Genomic DNA, 14067 nt, shown 5'->3' with positions numbered 1-14067 from the left:
AAGCACTGAGAGAGAGTACATTTTGATTGATCGAATGAAAATTCTAGTGAGCTCCCAGCCTTGGTTTTGGCATTTCAGAACATGGCTAAGGAATATTGCTTTTGTGTTCGAGCGCAGCGCATACAAATGTAACGTCTCAGCTACCGAATCAAAGACAAACTTATCCATTTTATTCTCCATTGCATGGATCGGAGTAAAAAGCCTATTTTGGGTCATTTTGGCTTTGACTGCACTGCATTTCATAGAGGGTTATATCAGGAGTAGTCAGTCTTGGCTCCCACCACTTAGTGCAGACGATAGAGATTTCAATATCGAGCAACTTAGGCTATATGCTCAATTGCTCACCGCAATATTCTCAATCTACTTCGCTACGATTGGCATTATACTGAGTACTGGCTACACCAGGCTTCGCCGAGATATCATCCGAATTCTCACCAGCGAGCAGGTGGGGAGTGTATATTCTCGACTTTTGGTGCTTACAGCGATTTTCTGTTTAGTTGCAACCGCCTTGCCTTTGTTTGGGTTCGCACCCAGCTTATTCGTATATATTGTCGGTACAATTTTGACATTATTGAGTGCTTTGGCATTGTTTCCTTTGGGTCAGAGGCTGTTCAATTTTTTTGATCTCAATCTGCTAATTCGCAGCGAAATACTCCCCAAAATTTCTCGTCACATCGAAGGTGCCTCAAACCCTCGGAACTCAATTTCTTTGGCTAGCCATCATTCGATGGCAGCACGACAGGCCCTTGAGCAACTTTCCTATATTGATGATCGTATTAAAGCGGGAAAAGAGGGATTGCAGGACAACCTTCCTGCGCTGAGCGACGCCTATACAGCATTGCTGCTCCGCTACCTTAATCAGAAGCACACCATCGACCAGGAGAGCTATTGGTTTCCGAGGCGAAAAAGGCACAAGCAATGGTTTTTTGCTGGTGATAGTGTGACATCTAGGGCGTTGCAAATGAGCAGCCAGCAAATACTAGTTGAGGAAAAGCCAGATCACCGATGGCTTGAAAAGCAGATCGTGAACAGGCTGGCAGGCCACATTGAGCTTGCCTTTAAAGTCGGTGACTTAGATCTTGCGTTAAAACTCATTAGTCGTTTCTCGACCCGTCTTTCAGCTTACGCAGTAAGCTTTCATTTCGACGTTGGCATTCAGGAAATAAAAAGATTTAAGGAGGTAATTGAGCAGGCTTTCACCTCATCGGTCGACGTAGCGGATGATGAGTCAACGAAACTAAAGATTGGCATAGCAGACACATGGGCTGCGCTGGGGGCCAGTCTCTGCTTAGAAACTCTACGCCGAATGATCACCTTTGAAAAAGAGCTGAAACAGTTCTTTGAGGCGGACGATTGGAGTAGGAGCTCCCTGCATTACCTCCCCCCGTTTCTGCAAGTTGAGCTCGCTTTCATTGTTGAGCGGATTGAGTTTGAGAAAGATATCGAGGGGCAACGCCTATCCAAGCCAAAATACGTCCAACAGCTAGCGGTCCAAAAGCTATTGCAGCACTACTCAAAAGTGCTACCTACTGTATGCGACTTTTACAATAATATGATTCCTGGTTTTGTGGATTTTTTGGCGCAGTTGAAAATGCCAGAGGCCGCAACACAGGTTGCCCTTGCAAGCTTGCATAGCCATTGGAAACTTCCATCCTGGTTTGATGAGCTCGCTAACCTAGTAGAGAGGTACCAGGATTATAGGCATTATAGCGAGGATCAATACACACTGTGTGATATTAATATTGCTGAGATGTCTGAGCAGCTTGCTTCTGCGCGAGCTGGAGCAATTGATAGACTCAGCAATGAAGCTATGGTGGGTCACATCTTTAGGCTAGAACACAACGATGAACTCCCCGATCATTTCGGGCAAATTTACTTCGAACTGGCCGAAGCTTGTATAAGCGCGATTGAAAATAATGATGAAAGCAAGCTGGACAGAATTCTTCCAATGTTTTTATACTTAGCATTTCTGGCGGCGGATTCAAAATTTATTGATCCAGCCCTTGAAATAAACGACGAATTTCGACTTCATCTAATTTCTACGGTGTTTAATGACTTGGCGTCTGTCTTGGGGTTTGCGATCCTCTATGGAGCCTATTTTGACAATGAGAAGTTGTCGGAGAATGCTCTTTCCCGGTTCGATGCTTGGATCGAGCGTTTTTCTGATAAGCAACAATACCTTAAACGGATGGTGCTCATATCAAATCCTTACAGCTTTAGCATGAGTGCGTCGCCACGCGACCTAATTCGGATTAACTGGAAGTTGTCGTTCGAACATCGCGCAAGACACGACGGATTTGGGGATCAAATGAGTATGGAGCGAGGTAATCATCACCCAAATAAAATCGTGAGAGAGTTTCTAATATCACTTTCAGATCCTTCTCATCTTTTTTTTGCACAACATATTATTCCGAAGCTTGAGATAGTTGACTTCAAAATCGACCACCACATCACCGCCCTTGCCAGCCGGTTTCGTCAAGGCAGCGAAGAGGAATAACATGAAGATTTTTAGAGCTGAGCCTTCGCGCTGGCATCACTTTGGTAAAAATGAAATCGGTTTAGTTGATCGCCTCTTCATAAAAACCGAAAGAGAGAAGCCAGACTTCTATCGCCGGATGTTTGATAAGGATTTTGCAACAGTTTTTTTCTCGCCAAACCGGCAAAGTGGTGATTTATTTGAGATTGTATCGAATGCAGAAGAAATCATGACAAAGCTAATCGGCAACACTAAAGTGAGATGCGCTCCACGCTCCATTGACGGAACAATACGTAAGTTGGTTGAGGAAATAGGTCAATCTCTAATCTGGTTTGGAAGAGCATACTACTTTCTTTACGATGATAAAAACAATGGACAAGTCCACATAGCTTCATTCAGTTCAGGCGGCGTTGTTCGCCTCTTGGGCACGCATATTCAGTGGGTACCGTCACGCAGAGAAAGTTACTGGGATCGAGATAATAAAATCCACCCAAGAGAAATACGCATCCTAGATGCGGCCAAAACAATGCGATTTGATATGCCTATACTATTCAAACGTATGCTATCCACGCAGAATAGGACAATTACTATCATTGATAAACACCAATATGAGGCTATCAAGTTTCAGCCTCTGGCTACACACGAGAATCCTAATCCGACTAACCATTTCGATTTCCGTATTTGGAGAGAAATTCAAGAGCGCGCTTTGTATCGTGCCACGCGAAAAACTGGATGGAACGGTAGAGTACATGACTCGTCAAATCTCTCAGACTTCTTTGTTTGTCACCGGCTTATCCGCTTTCGTCGAAACCAACTATTGCTAAGAGACGAAATTTTGAAACAACTCAGCAGTGAGCTTTCTAGGATTGGTAAAAGTTACAACGCTGAATTCTCAGTTAATATATCACCAACTGATAAATTGCCTACCGTTGCACACTTGAACGAACTGGAGGTGAAACTGACGCGTGAAGAGGTTGGGTTCAACGAAATCATCGAATATTGCTACACATGCTAAATGACGTTTTAAGCGCCGCAGTGCAGTTTTCTGCAAGCCTGATAAATGCTTATAATGGTCCCGGTGCGGTCGCGGATAACAACATTTGTTAACTCTTTATTTCATAAAAAACAATCAGTGCTTTTGACTTGACACGCAAGCACACACTCGAGGCAAACTTTATATCAATATGATCTAAAGGACCGCTTCTGGCCGAGAGAGGACTGGAGGGCGAAACCCTCTCTACCAAGGCGTTGATGCACTGCCGTGTGTTGGGGGAAGGTGGTATAGAAGGTGGTATACCAAGAGTAGCCTTCGCGAATAAAAAACTTTAGAATCAACACCTTATGACCAATTATTGAATCCTGCAGAGACGCCATCGCCTACTTCTTGAATACCCAGCATCACTTCACGGCCCACGCTCACTAGCGATCCTCCTATCACGTGTTGATGTTTCGCCAACCACACTGCTCAGACAGTTGTGCTCTGGGCTGTCATACGGCATTCGAGTGCTCTGTGCGATGTCAGAGACAGCGAGCTTGATGTACTACCGCCTTCATCAAGGCCATGGTGCTGAAGACTATAGAGTCGTCTTGCGTCACTTCCTGCTAAGGGGCGCATTGCCCTCCTTCACCCCTCTGTTTTCATATGAAAGCGCTCTCGATAGACCCCAGGGCTAAGTCCTACGCGTTGGCGAAATAGCCTCGTAAATGAGCTCACGTCGCTATAGCCAACTTGAACCACAATTTCTTCAACACTATGGGAGCTGCTGTCGAGGAGCGCGCGGGCTGTTTCCAGTCGCAACTCCTGCAGGTAGACCAGCGGTGTCTGGTTCATGACGGCGCGAAAGCGCCTGATCAGCGTTCTATCGCTGACAGCAAGTGCTTTTGCAAGATCCGTCATCCGCACACGTTTCGACATATGGCGTTGCAGCCACTGCTGAGCCCGGCTTACCAGAGCATCTGAGTGCTGCTTCCTCGCCAGCAAGGGGAGGTAGGGAATCTGGCTCACCTGACTCACATCTATCAGCATGGTCTTCGCACATTGCGATGCGAGAACAGGTCCGGCACAGCGCTCGATAACACGTATCGTCTGAATCAAGTACGACGCTGAGGCGCCTGCGCACATCAGGCGATCATCTTCCGTCACTACGGACTGAAGCCGAAGGTCCACCTCTGGGAACCTCTCACGAAACTGGCGCTCAAGCCACCATGTGGTAGTGGCCACTCGCTTATTCAGCAGGCCTGTTTGTGCAAGAACAAACGTACCGGTGCAATTGGCTGCCACCCAGGCCCCTGCTTTCCATTGCTGCAACAGCCACTCACTTGCCCCCGCTTGCTGTGCGAGGAAGTGATCAAACTCACGCGAACCGCCATAAAAAACGCTAGGCACGAACACCAGATCATAATGCTGCCGTGTGTCCAGCGGATGCGTTTGCAAAGGAAGGCCATTGCTCGCGGTGACGGGGCCTCCCGCGGCTGAGACAAAGTCCCAGTGAAAGTAAGCCGACACCGGCGCCTGAGCGAGACGCAGATGGGAATTTGCCACATTCAGGATGTCGGCAAAGCCCGCCGCAGTCGATGCATAGCACTGATCAAGAGTGAGAATGGCTGCGTGGGGCATAGGATGTCGTAAATCGCATACTTTATGTCATTTTACACACTGTATGTGGATGCCATAGGCCTGTCCAATGTCGATGACCACCGTCGTATCCCATCTACCGGAACAGGACCCTTCCTCATGGAGCGAAGCGAAGCCATTCAGTGCAGTGTCCAGGACAGCATCATGCACATACGTATTGACCGGCCTGAAAAACGCAATGCGATCACCATGCCGATGTTCACTTCACTTACCGCAGCCCTGAAGGATGCCGAACAACGGGATGATGTGCTCTGCATTGTGGTAACAGGCAATGGTGAGAGCTTCTGCGCAGGTCATGACCTGAAAGCCTTCGAGGAGTGGCCCCAACAGCCCGAAGACCCGGTGCCATGTTTTTTGCATGCCATCGCCAACGTGCGCAAGCCGCTAGTCATCGCTGCGCATGGCTCTGCTGCGGGAATAGGCGTCACCTGGCTTCTTCATGCTGACTGGGTCGTCACAAGCGCTGAAACGACGTTCAAGCTACCCTTTGTCGCCCTGGGCATCGCTCCCGAGGCGGCAAGCTCTATGCTGCTTCAGCGCGCCATAGGGCTTCCGCGTGCCAAGCGTTTGATCTTCGGTGGAGAGGCCTTCACGGGTGAACAGGCATATCAGTGGGGGCTCGTCGCAGAGCTATCGCCGCCTGAAGAGCTTCAAGAACGGGCATTTGAGCGCGCAAGAGACTTCGCATCAAAGGGCCCCATCATACTTCGGCGCATAAAGGACTGGTTGCATCCCGGCGATGAAAATCACCAGCGCATTGACCAGGAAGTGGAAGAAATCAATGCGGCGGTGGTTCGCAGGACGGCATCCAAAGAGCATTAGGGAGTCAGACACGCAACATTGAGGCGAACAATCCCCTCCCCTGGGCTGTCTCTTCGATATGGGGAGAACCCGGGGCCAAGGATGAAAGGGACACCTGGCAGTCAATCGAGCAGGACTACCGTCGAGATAACTCCCGCACTACGTCCAAGCAAACGATAAAGGCGCGCCCCTAGGCACGCCTTTCACTGCGATTCTTCTACGGCTTCAGTTGATCAATGCTTCGCGCAAATCAGCCTTCGCAGCTTTCGCCCAACCAGCGGCCTTCCTGATGAATGGTGACCTGCTGGCCGTTATCCATGTCGATCACGCTGGCGAAGTGCTCGTCGCTGTGGAGGGTGATGTCCGCATCGAAGCTGGTGCTGCGTGCACCCGCGGTGCATGAGGCCTGGGCGTCGATGGAGTTACCATCACGGTCGATGGTGATGCCCTCACAGCCAGATTCGGTCCAGTCCTTGCGCATGGTGGCGGCCAGGTCATCGGACTCTTCTGCGGTCATGCACTGGGTAGTGGTTCTTTCTTCGGTCATCTCGGCGGGCAGCTGTGCGCCTTCCATGCTCTGGGTGATCTCCCACTGGCCCGGCTTGAGATCTGCAGCCAGGGCGGTGGATGATACGGCAACGAGCAGTGTCGCAAGCAGAAGGTGACGTGACATGGATCCATCCTGTCGATAAGTGAAGCTCAGTATCCTATCAACGCCAAGGACACACTGCATAACTTACGGCGCTCGACATCTCGACTGCTGGGGGGTGCTAAAGATCCTTGTTTTACCGCATGAAAACTCCGGTCTTTCCGCTCCGGCAGCGATCGACCTGTCATCGCTCGAAACATGTATTCAGCGTTTCCCTAAGACACTGTGAACACCGTGTTCGGCAGATCACACGGCTAGCTCGACCGCGCCTTCTCTGGGCCTGCTCAGGGGCTACTCAGGGGCTACTCAGGGCCTGCTTATGCCAGGCTGACGGCGGCGGCATCTGCTGGAGCGATGACGTGGCTCAGCATGGAGGCCACCTTGGCGGTGTGGGACTGCGCCATGCGTGTCGCGGTTTCCTCGACGTAGGCTCCCACCTCGTGCGGGTCCAGCGCACGCTGCACCATTCCCAGGTACTCGGCCTGATCGGCACCATAGTCACGGGTGCCCAGGGCTACCTGGCCGACGCCGTAGTCACGGCCGAAGGCGCCGAGATAGATCGATGCCAATGAATCGCGCGCGTCACTCTGTTGGAGACCCGCCATGGCGGTTTCCATCGGCATGAAGCGGGCTTTGCCTCGGGCAGCGATACAACTGTCACAGGCCATGGCCAGCTCGTGACCACCGTAACGGGCAATCCCTTCTACCCGGGCGATGGTCACCTGGGGCAGTTGACCAATACGGGTCAACAGTGCCTTGAAGTCCTGATAGGCGTATTCATTGCGGACGTTGAACTTTCCATCCAGCTTCTGGCAGCTGCTGCCACCAATCTGGGCGTTGAAAATATCGGGATGACGCGACTGAAACACCACGACGCTGATAGTGACGTCCAGCTCCAGCTGCTGTACCACTGTGGTCAACTCTTCCAGTGCCAGCTCACTGGAGTGTTCGGTGGGCGCATCGCTGAAGCTGATCCAGGCGATGGCGTCGTCGATCTGAACATCTAGGGTGGCAAGCTTCTGGTAGCGCATGGGGTGTCTCCGCTGGCATGGTCGCTTGGCGATGTTGGCTTAGCGATACTGTTCTGTTGTCGTCGTTGTCTAAGCCAACTTAGCGCGCCGTTGGACCAAGCAGAATAGCTACTTTCCGCTTTCAGAATTTAGGTTTTCTATATAATGCCAGAGCACTTGATGTAAACGCTTGAAGCCGCGCGATAATACCCTCCCCTCATCTTTCAGGAGTCAGCGCATGGATACCGACGGCTTGCGCCTGTTTGTCCTGGCGGCAGAAACACTGAATATCAGCGCAGCCGGACGTCAGCTGGGAATCGCCCCCGCCGTAGCCAGTGCTCGACTGTCGAAGCTGGAAACCCAAGTGGGGGCCGACCTGCTGCACCGCTCGACCCGCAAGGTCTCGCTCTCACCGGAAGGCGCCGCCTTTCTGCCTTTTGCCAGGGAAATGCTGGCCCAGGCCGATGCCGGGCTTGCGGTGCTTGGCAAGGACAGCGAAGACGTGGTCGGCCGACTGCGTTTTGCAGCCTCCAGCACCTTCGCCCAGCAGTACATTGCTCCTATCCTCCCGGAGTTTCTGGAACGTTATCCGGGCATCAGCGTCGATCTCCGACTCTCCGATACCCAGATGAACCTGATCGAGGGCGGTTATGACCTGGCCCTGCGCAACTATCCCATCGAGGACAGCAGTCTCAAGGCGCGCAAGCTGGCCGACGATCGCCGTATTTTGTGCGCCTCCCCCGGTTATCTGGAGCGCTACGGGGTGCCCACATCCCCCCAGCAACTGGCCGAACATAGCCTGTTGGTATTCCAGGACGGGGCGCCCCGCGCGCTGGCCAAGCATGGCGTCAGAACCCCTCACACCTTTCCCCCCGCCGGGATCAAGCCGCGGGTGTACTGCGATGACGGCGCCAGCATGAGATACGCCGCGGTGGCGGGAGTCGGCATCACCATGCATGCGCTCTGGAGCGTTCGCCACAACCTCGACCAGGGCAATCTCATTCGCGTGCTGCCGGACTACGAAGTGGACGATCGATCGGCAATTTGGCTGGTCTACCCAAAGTCCAGCGTGGTCACGGCCAAGGTCCGGGTGTTTATCGATTTTCTGCTGGAAAAGATCGGCGACCCGCCGGTCTGGGAGCGCTAACGACGGCGCGGGCTATGTCGTCACGGGCCAGCTTCGCGAAATGGAAGAAACTGATTCCGGCCTCATGGCGTTTTTCTGCCGTGGCGATTCGGACATTCTGAGCAGCAACTCAACCCCTGACTCAGGAGTCGCACCATGTCCGCAACTACTCTCTCTGCCAGCACCCTCTCCACCAGCACCCTCTCCACCAGCACCATGCACGCCATGGTCCTCAACAGCTACGGCCTCGACGCACCCTTTGAGCCGGCGACCCTGCCGCGCCCCACGGTGACACCGGGTCACGTGCTGGTGCGCGTCAGCGCCACCAGCGTCAACACTATCGACACCATGATCCGGCAGCTCGGCCAGGAAGAGCTGCCCATCGCGCCGGCCCTTCCCGCCGTGCTCGGCATGGACTTCGCCGGTACCGTGGTCGAGGTCGGCGAAGGCGTCACCGACGTTGCACCGGGGGATGAGGTCTACGGCTGCGCTGGCGGCCTGGGTGATCTGCAAGGCACCCTTGCGGACTACATGCTGGCAGATGCTCGGCTGATTGCCCGCAAGCCTGATCGCCTGTCCATGCGCCAGGCAGCAGCACTGCCGTTGGTGGCGATCACTGCCTACGAGGGTCTGACGCGGTCAGGCGCAGGTAACGGCCACAAGGTGCTGGTCCATGGCGGCGCCGGTGGCGTTGGGCATGTGGCAGTGCAACTGGCCAAGCACTTCGGCTGCGAGGTCTTCGCCACCGGGTCTGGCGCCGCCCAGCTGGCCCAGATCGAGGCCTTCGGCGCGACCGCCATCGACTTCAAGGAACAGTCCGTCGAGGACTACGTGCAGCGTTACACCGACGGCGCCGGTTTCGATGTCATCTTCGATACTGTCGGGGGGAGCAACCTGCTCAACTCCTTCAATGCCGTAGCGCTGAATGGCCAGGTGACCACTACCCTGTCTCTGGCAGAACTGGACATGTCGGCGGCACACTTCAAGGGCGCATCGCTGCACGTGATCTTCATGCTGATTCCGATGATTCACAATGTCGGCCGCGAGGTTCATGGCACGATCCTGGCGCGCCTGGCCGAGATCATCGATGCCGGTGCACTGACCCCATTGGTCGATGACCACCGCTTTGGCCTTGGCGATGTCGGCCAGGCGTATGCTCATCTCACCTCCGGCAAGGCCGTGGGCAAGGTGGTGGTAGAGCTGGACGCTGAAAGCGACGCCTGATCGCCTCGCCAGGTGCCCCGGCCATCCATGCCTGGCCACGGCGCGATTATTGCGTCCTGAAAGACAAAGGGCTCGCCATCAGGCGAGCCCTTTATCTATGGCAAACGCGAGTGGCGACCTGTGCAGCATACGCAGGGGCCAACCCCGGCTCCTGTCCTGTCACCGCTCCACTCTCTTGCTCTAGGAAAACCACCGCGCCAGCTTGACCCGCGCCAGTTGTCGATGCTCTTCCTTGACGTAGGAGGCCACGGTGATCAGCGCCACCGCCAGCATGCCCATGTCGTCGGTGTAGCCGACCAGCGGGGTCAGATCCGGCAGCGCGTCGATGGGGGAAATAAAGTAGCCAAGCGCCCCATAGATGGTGGTCTTGGCCCACACCGGGGTGTCCTTGTCGCGAGCGGCGTAGTACAGCGTCAGCGCCCGTGACAGGGTGACCTCGCCAGCGGCCTTGGCATAACGGCTGACCTTGGCCCAGAAGCGTTCGTCCGAATAGTGTTCCGCGTGATCTGGTTCATCGGCCAGAATCACTTCTTGCCTGGTGTTGTCATTCATCTCATCAACCTCCTGATCAGCTACCGGCAGCCTGGCCTCATTCCGTGAGCCAAGCCAGCACTGCGTCAATGCCTGCCTGGACGAGTCGCTGGATGGCACGCCATTGCATGCCTTACCTGTACCGCATGGGCTGTGGGGTCTGCCCCGCGGGCGCCGGGCACCGCTCGGCAGAGGTATGCAGCGCTTGCTTAGTGAAGCAGGACTGCCGCGGCGACTTCAATGGGTCTGCTGGGCGGGCACTGGCATCGATCTGCGTCCGCCCAGGGCTCATCCATTACCTAGGGTCCAGTATGACGCCAGCATAGCGCGATCTTCCTTAACCCCGGATAGATTGTTGTCGCAAACGAAAAAGTGTTTCGGCTCCAGGTGCCTTTTTCCCGTCAGCTTGCGACAGCACACTCGTGCCATGACCCTTCTGTTGATGCCTTACATAAGGCAGGAGCCACAATGAGCTTGCAACGTTTGACCCAGGGGCCTCTCACCATTGGTCTTGAGCTCCCCCTGGATAACGACTGGAGCCAGCCGGGCGAGGCGTCGAGACGACGGGACGGTCGCCCCTTCGGCGTACCGGATCTGAGCGCTCACCTGGAGCGCGCCCAGCTGGCGGACCAACTCGGCTTTCGCGCGCTGTGGCTGCGCGATGTTCCCCTCTACGACCCCAGCTTCGGTGACGCCGGCCAGGTGTTCGAGCTGTTCACGTACCTGGGGTATCTCGCGGCATCTACCCGGCAGACCCTGCTGGGTACCGCGGCAGCCGTGTTGCCGCTGCGCATGCCGTGGCTGGTAAGAAAGGCCGCTGCCAGCGTGCAACACCTCAGCCACAACCGCCTGCTGCTGGGCGTCGCCAGCGGAGACCGCCCGGTGGAATACCCCTTGTTCGGTGTGCCGTTCGAGCAGCGAGGTGAGGCCTTTCGCGATGCGGTAGCGGTGCTCAAGGGCGATGCCGACCAGCGCCTTGACGCGGGACAGGCCCTGCTGCCGGAGGCAGAGCAGCCACCATTGCTGGTCGCCGGTCTGGCTCAGCAGCGCCCCGACTGGGTCGGGCAGCACATGGACGGCTGGCTGGCCTACCCAGGCACCCCCGACGACCACGTTCGAAGAGTCGACCTGTGGCGCAGGGTGGCCGGCGACAAGCCCTACGTCAGCTTCATCCACCTGGACCTGGCCGAGAACCCTGAGGAACCGCCACGCCGACATCGCTTCGGCCTGCGGGTCGGCAGCCAGGGCCTGATTCAAGAGCTGACGGCCATGCAGGCTGCAGGTGTCAACCACATCGGGCTTAACCTGCGGCGCACCCAGGCCCCGATCGAGGATACCCTGCAGCGCCTGGCTGCCGAGGTACTGCCCACCTTTCACCACGACGCTGAGGCGTCGTCGTCTTCTACAACGCAACAGGATGTTACCCATGCCCCAGCATGACACCTTCAAGGCCTGGACTTGGCACGAGCCGGGGGAGCCGCTGTCCCTCACCCTGGAAGATCACGAGATGCGCCCCGCCGAGGCCGGTGAGGTCATCGTCGATACCAGGGCCATCGGCCTGAACCCGGTCGACTGGAAATTCATCGCCATGGAAAGTCGCCTGTGGCAGCCCGGTCAGATTCCCGGTGTCGATGCGGCCGGCGTGGTGATTGACGCCGGCCCTGGCGTCGACCACCTGGCACCCGGCGACCGTATTGCGGTACACACCTCACTGGCCGGGCCCGGCACCTTTGCCACCCGACTCAGGCTGCCCGCCCGTGCGGTCATGCGGCTTCCGGATGGTATCGACTTCATCACCGCGGCGGCGTTCCCGTGCCCGGTGTTGACCGCCTGGCAGGCCATCGAAAAGCTGCCCGACACGACCGGTGCGCAGCTGCTGGTGTCCGGCGGCTCAGGCAGTGTGGGGCGTATCATCGTGCAGCTGGCCAAGGCGCGTGGCTTCCACGTGATCGCCATGTCCTCTCCCGAACGTCATGAACTGCTGTACGCCCTGGGGGCCGACGAGGCCATCAGCTCACCCCATCAGCTGACGGCACCGCTCTTCGCCGTCATCGATACCGTGAACGGCGAGCACGCCCGCCAACTGTCACAGCATCTGGGCGCCAATGGCCATGTCGTATGTGTACAGGACCGCTTGGACGGCCCAGTGGCGCCGCCGTTCGAGCGTGCCCTGTCCCAGCATGAGGTGGCGTTGGGCGCATTACACATGACCGGCACCGACCAGGACTGGCAGGCGCTGGTCAACGCTGGAGAGACACTGCTGAACCAGGTGGCCGAAGGCGCCCTGTCGCTGTCCGATGTGGCGGTGGATGAGTTTGATGCGCTGCCGATCCGCCTGAGCGAGCTCAAGCACGGCCCGCGGCAGGCAGGCAAGCTGGTCATCCGCGTAGACGGCTAGGCAGTAGACGGCTTAGCGGCGCAAGGGCTGGCGACAGAGCGTCGCCCGCCTCAGTCAGATGGTGCGGTCAGGCGGAGCGGTCCGCCACTGGGCCAAGGGGTCCGGCCGCCTTGCCGTACATCTCGGCAAAGCCTGGGATATACGCCTCCCACTTGGGGGGCGTGCCGACCATCTCGCGCAGAATCTCAATAAAGCGCCGGGTCCGCAGCGGCATCTCGCGATGGGGATACAGCAAGGTGATGATGCCAAAGGCCGGTAGCGGCAGGTCGGTCATCAGCGGCACGATCTTGCCCTCCTTGACCTCATCACTCATGGCAAAGGCTGGCAGCACGCCAATGCCCATCCCAGCCATCACGCCCCGTTTCACCACTTCCGCCTCACTGGTACGCATCTGGCTGTTGAGCGGCAGCTTCTGCTCTCGTCCCTGTTCGTCCAGATAGGGCAGGTAGTCCACCTGAAACTCGAGGGAGCTGAAGGTCAGCGCGGGCAGCCGCGACAGTGTGGCGAGATCGCGGGGCTCTCCATGGCGCTCGATAAATTCCGGGCTTGCACCAATCAGCAGATGGTTCGGTGCCAGCGGCGAGGATACCAGCGTCGAGTCCTGAATATCCCCCACTCGCAGGACCAGGTCGTAGCCCTCCCCGATCACGTCGACCCGGCGCTCCTCCAGCTGCAGATCCACTTCGACGTCGGGATAGTGTTCGCGAAAGCGACGCATGGCCTCGAAGCCCAGGCAGCGACCAAGAATGCCGGGAGCACTGATCTTCAACCTGCCGCTGGGTGCCTGCTGCAGGTTCTCTGCCAGCGCCTGAGTGTTATACATCCATTCCCGCAGCTCGCGGCCCTGCTGAACCATGGCGAAGCCTGCCTGGGTCAACGACAGCGAGCGGGTAGAACGATTGAGCAGGCGGACGCCCAGCTCCTGCTCGAGCCTCGCGATATGCTTGGACACGACGGACCGATCCAGCTCACGCCGCTTTGCCGCCTCAGAGAAACTGCCAAGTTCCGCTACGTCTACCAGCAGCAGCAGTCGGCTGGGTTGGTCCATCGTGTCTTTCCTCGTGTGGGGGTTGGGAGCAGGGGTCCCGGGGCTGAGGTCCCGGCGCTGGGATCTCGGGGCTGGGATCTCGGCCTGAGACTGTGGGGGCGATTGATTCAGCATAAAACCGTGCATATGTGGCAACAATAATGTGCGACCAACCGGTCTAATACAACCC

General features: G+C 56.5%; 12 protein-coding genes. 7 read left to right on the top strand and 5 right to left on the bottom strand.

The genetic code is table 11. The features are described 5' to 3' along the window. The first annotated feature begins 103 nt into the window (after positions 1-103). On the top strand, positions 104-2497 hold the full coding sequence (locus tag KUV86_RS12220) for a hypothetical protein (protein WP_222484941.1): 2394 nt from the start codon (positions 104-106) through the stop codon (positions 2495-2497). A 1-nt stretch (position 2498) separates the two neighbouring features. Further along, the gene (locus KUV86_RS12215) at positions 2499-3491 is read left to right on the top strand and encodes a hypothetical protein (RefSeq protein WP_222484940.1); all 993 of its coding nucleotides are present in this window, start codon (positions 2499-2501) and stop codon (positions 3489-3491) included. A 609-nt stretch (positions 3492-4100) separates the two neighbouring features. On the opposite strand, the gene KUV86_RS12210 is transcribed toward KUV86_RS12215, so the two are convergent. Next, positions 4101-5093, bottom strand: a complete 993-nt coding sequence (locus tag KUV86_RS12210; RefSeq protein WP_222484939.1) for a GlxA family transcriptional regulator — start codon at positions 5091-5093, stop codon at positions 4101-4103. Between the two features lie 162 nt (positions 5094-5255). Between KUV86_RS12210 and KUV86_RS12205 the strand changes: the two genes are divergently transcribed. Then, entirely contained in the window at positions 5256-5933 is a 678-nt protein-coding gene (locus KUV86_RS12205; protein ID WP_222484938.1) for an enoyl-CoA hydratase/isomerase family protein, read from the top strand. 229 nt (positions 5934-6162) lie between these two features. Here KUV86_RS12205 and KUV86_RS12200 read toward each other — a convergent pair whose 3' ends face one another. Both KUV86_RS12200 and KUV86_RS12195 read right to left on the bottom strand, forming a co-directional pair. Further along, positions 6163-6585: a DUF3617 domain-containing protein gene (locus tag KUV86_RS12200; protein ID WP_222237522.1), complete on the bottom strand. Its 423-nt coding sequence runs from the start codon at positions 6583-6585 to the stop codon at positions 6163-6165. 293 nt (positions 6586-6878) lie between these two features. Beyond that, positions 6879-7592, bottom strand: coding sequence for an enoyl-CoA hydratase/isomerase family protein (locus KUV86_RS12195; protein ID WP_222484936.1), 714 nt, complete (start codon positions 7590-7592; stop codon positions 6879-6881). A 217-nt stretch (positions 7593-7809) separates the two neighbouring features. Between KUV86_RS12195 and KUV86_RS12190 the strand changes: the two genes are divergently transcribed. Next, positions 7810-8718, top strand: a complete 909-nt coding sequence (locus KUV86_RS12190; RefSeq protein WP_222483971.1) for a LysR family transcriptional regulator — start codon at positions 7810-7812, stop codon at positions 8716-8718. Between the two features lie 135 nt (positions 8719-8853). Beyond that, the gene (locus KUV86_RS12185; RefSeq protein WP_261397622.1) at positions 8854-9921 is read left to right on the top strand and encodes a zinc-dependent alcohol dehydrogenase family protein; all 1068 of its coding nucleotides are present in this window, start codon (positions 8854-8856) and stop codon (positions 9919-9921) included. A gap of 180 nt (positions 9922-10101) precedes the next feature. Here KUV86_RS12185 and KUV86_RS12180 read toward each other — a convergent pair whose 3' ends face one another. Then, positions 10102-10473, bottom strand: coding sequence for a YkvA family protein (locus KUV86_RS12180; protein ID WP_222484935.1), 372 nt, complete (start codon positions 10471-10473; stop codon positions 10102-10104). A gap of 447 nt (positions 10474-10920) precedes the next feature. On the opposite strand from KUV86_RS12180, the gene KUV86_RS12175 reads away from it, so the two are divergent. After that, entirely contained in the window at positions 10921-11892 is a 972-nt protein-coding gene (locus KUV86_RS12175; RefSeq protein ID WP_222484934.1) for a TIGR03571 family LLM class oxidoreductase, read from the top strand. Then, positions 11879-12850: an alcohol dehydrogenase catalytic domain-containing protein gene (locus KUV86_RS12170; protein WP_222484933.1), complete on the top strand. Its 972-nt coding sequence runs from the start codon at positions 11879-11881 to the stop codon at positions 12848-12850. Before KUV86_RS12175 ends, KUV86_RS12170 begins: the two co-directional genes overlap by 14 nt. Positions 12851-12917: 67 nt before the next feature. Here KUV86_RS12170 and KUV86_RS12165 read toward each other — a convergent pair whose 3' ends face one another. Further along, complete coding sequence (locus tag KUV86_RS12165; protein WP_222483977.1) at positions 12918-13898, bottom strand: LysR family transcriptional regulator; 981 nt, start codon at positions 13896-13898, stop codon at positions 12918-12920. Between the last annotated feature and the right edge of the window lie 169 nt (positions 13899-14067).

The sequence above is a fragment of the Halomonas sp. DP8Y7-3 genome (genome assembly GCF_019801675.1).
Classification (GTDB): Bacteria; Pseudomonadota; Gammaproteobacteria; order Pseudomonadales; family Halomonadaceae; genus Halomonas; species Halomonas litopenaei_A.
Note: the sequence above shows the minus strand (reverse complement) of the source record. Positions and strands in the feature narration are given on the sequence as shown.

What these genes read in the sequence shown, in the direction of transcription:
- KUV86_RS12175 (WP_222484934.1), top strand. Translation starts at nt 10,921, where the DNA reads ATGAGCTTGCAACGTTTGACCCAGGGGCCTCTCACCATTGGTCTTGAG.
- KUV86_RS12185 (WP_261397622.1), top strand. Translation starts at nt 8,854, where the DNA reads ATGTCCGCAACTACTCTCTCTGCCAGCACCCTCTCCACCAGCACCCTC.
- KUV86_RS12210 (WP_222484939.1), bottom strand. Translation starts at nt 5,093, where the DNA reads ATGCCCCACGCAGCCATTCTCACTCTTGATCAGTGCTATGCATCGACT.
- KUV86_RS12200 (WP_222237522.1), bottom strand. Translation starts at nt 6,585, where the DNA reads ATGTCACGTCACCTTCTGCTTGCGACACTGCTCGTTGCCGTATCATCC.
- KUV86_RS12215 (WP_222484940.1), top strand. Translation starts at nt 2,499, where the DNA reads ATGAAGATTTTTAGAGCTGAGCCTTCGCGCTGGCATCACTTTGGTAAA.
- KUV86_RS12205 (WP_222484938.1), top strand. Translation starts at nt 5,256, where the DNA reads ATGCACATACGTATTGACCGGCCTGAAAAACGCAATGCGATCACCATG.
- KUV86_RS12180 (WP_222484935.1), bottom strand. Translation starts at nt 10,473, where the DNA reads ATGAATGACAACACCAGGCAAGAAGTGATTCTGGCCGATGAACCAGAT.
- KUV86_RS12190 (WP_222483971.1), top strand. Translation starts at nt 7,810, where the DNA reads ATGGATACCGACGGCTTGCGCCTGTTTGTCCTGGCGGCAGAAACACTG.
- KUV86_RS12165 (WP_222483977.1), bottom strand. Translation starts at nt 13,898, where the DNA reads ATGGACCAACCCAGCCGACTGCTGCTGCTGGTAGACGTAGCGGAACTT.
- KUV86_RS12170 (WP_222484933.1), top strand. Translation starts at nt 11,879, where the DNA reads ATGCCCCAGCATGACACCTTCAAGGCCTGGACTTGGCACGAGCCGGGG.
- KUV86_RS12195 (WP_222484936.1), bottom strand. Translation starts at nt 7,592, where the DNA reads ATGCGCTACCAGAAGCTTGCCACCCTAGATGTTCAGATCGACGACGCC.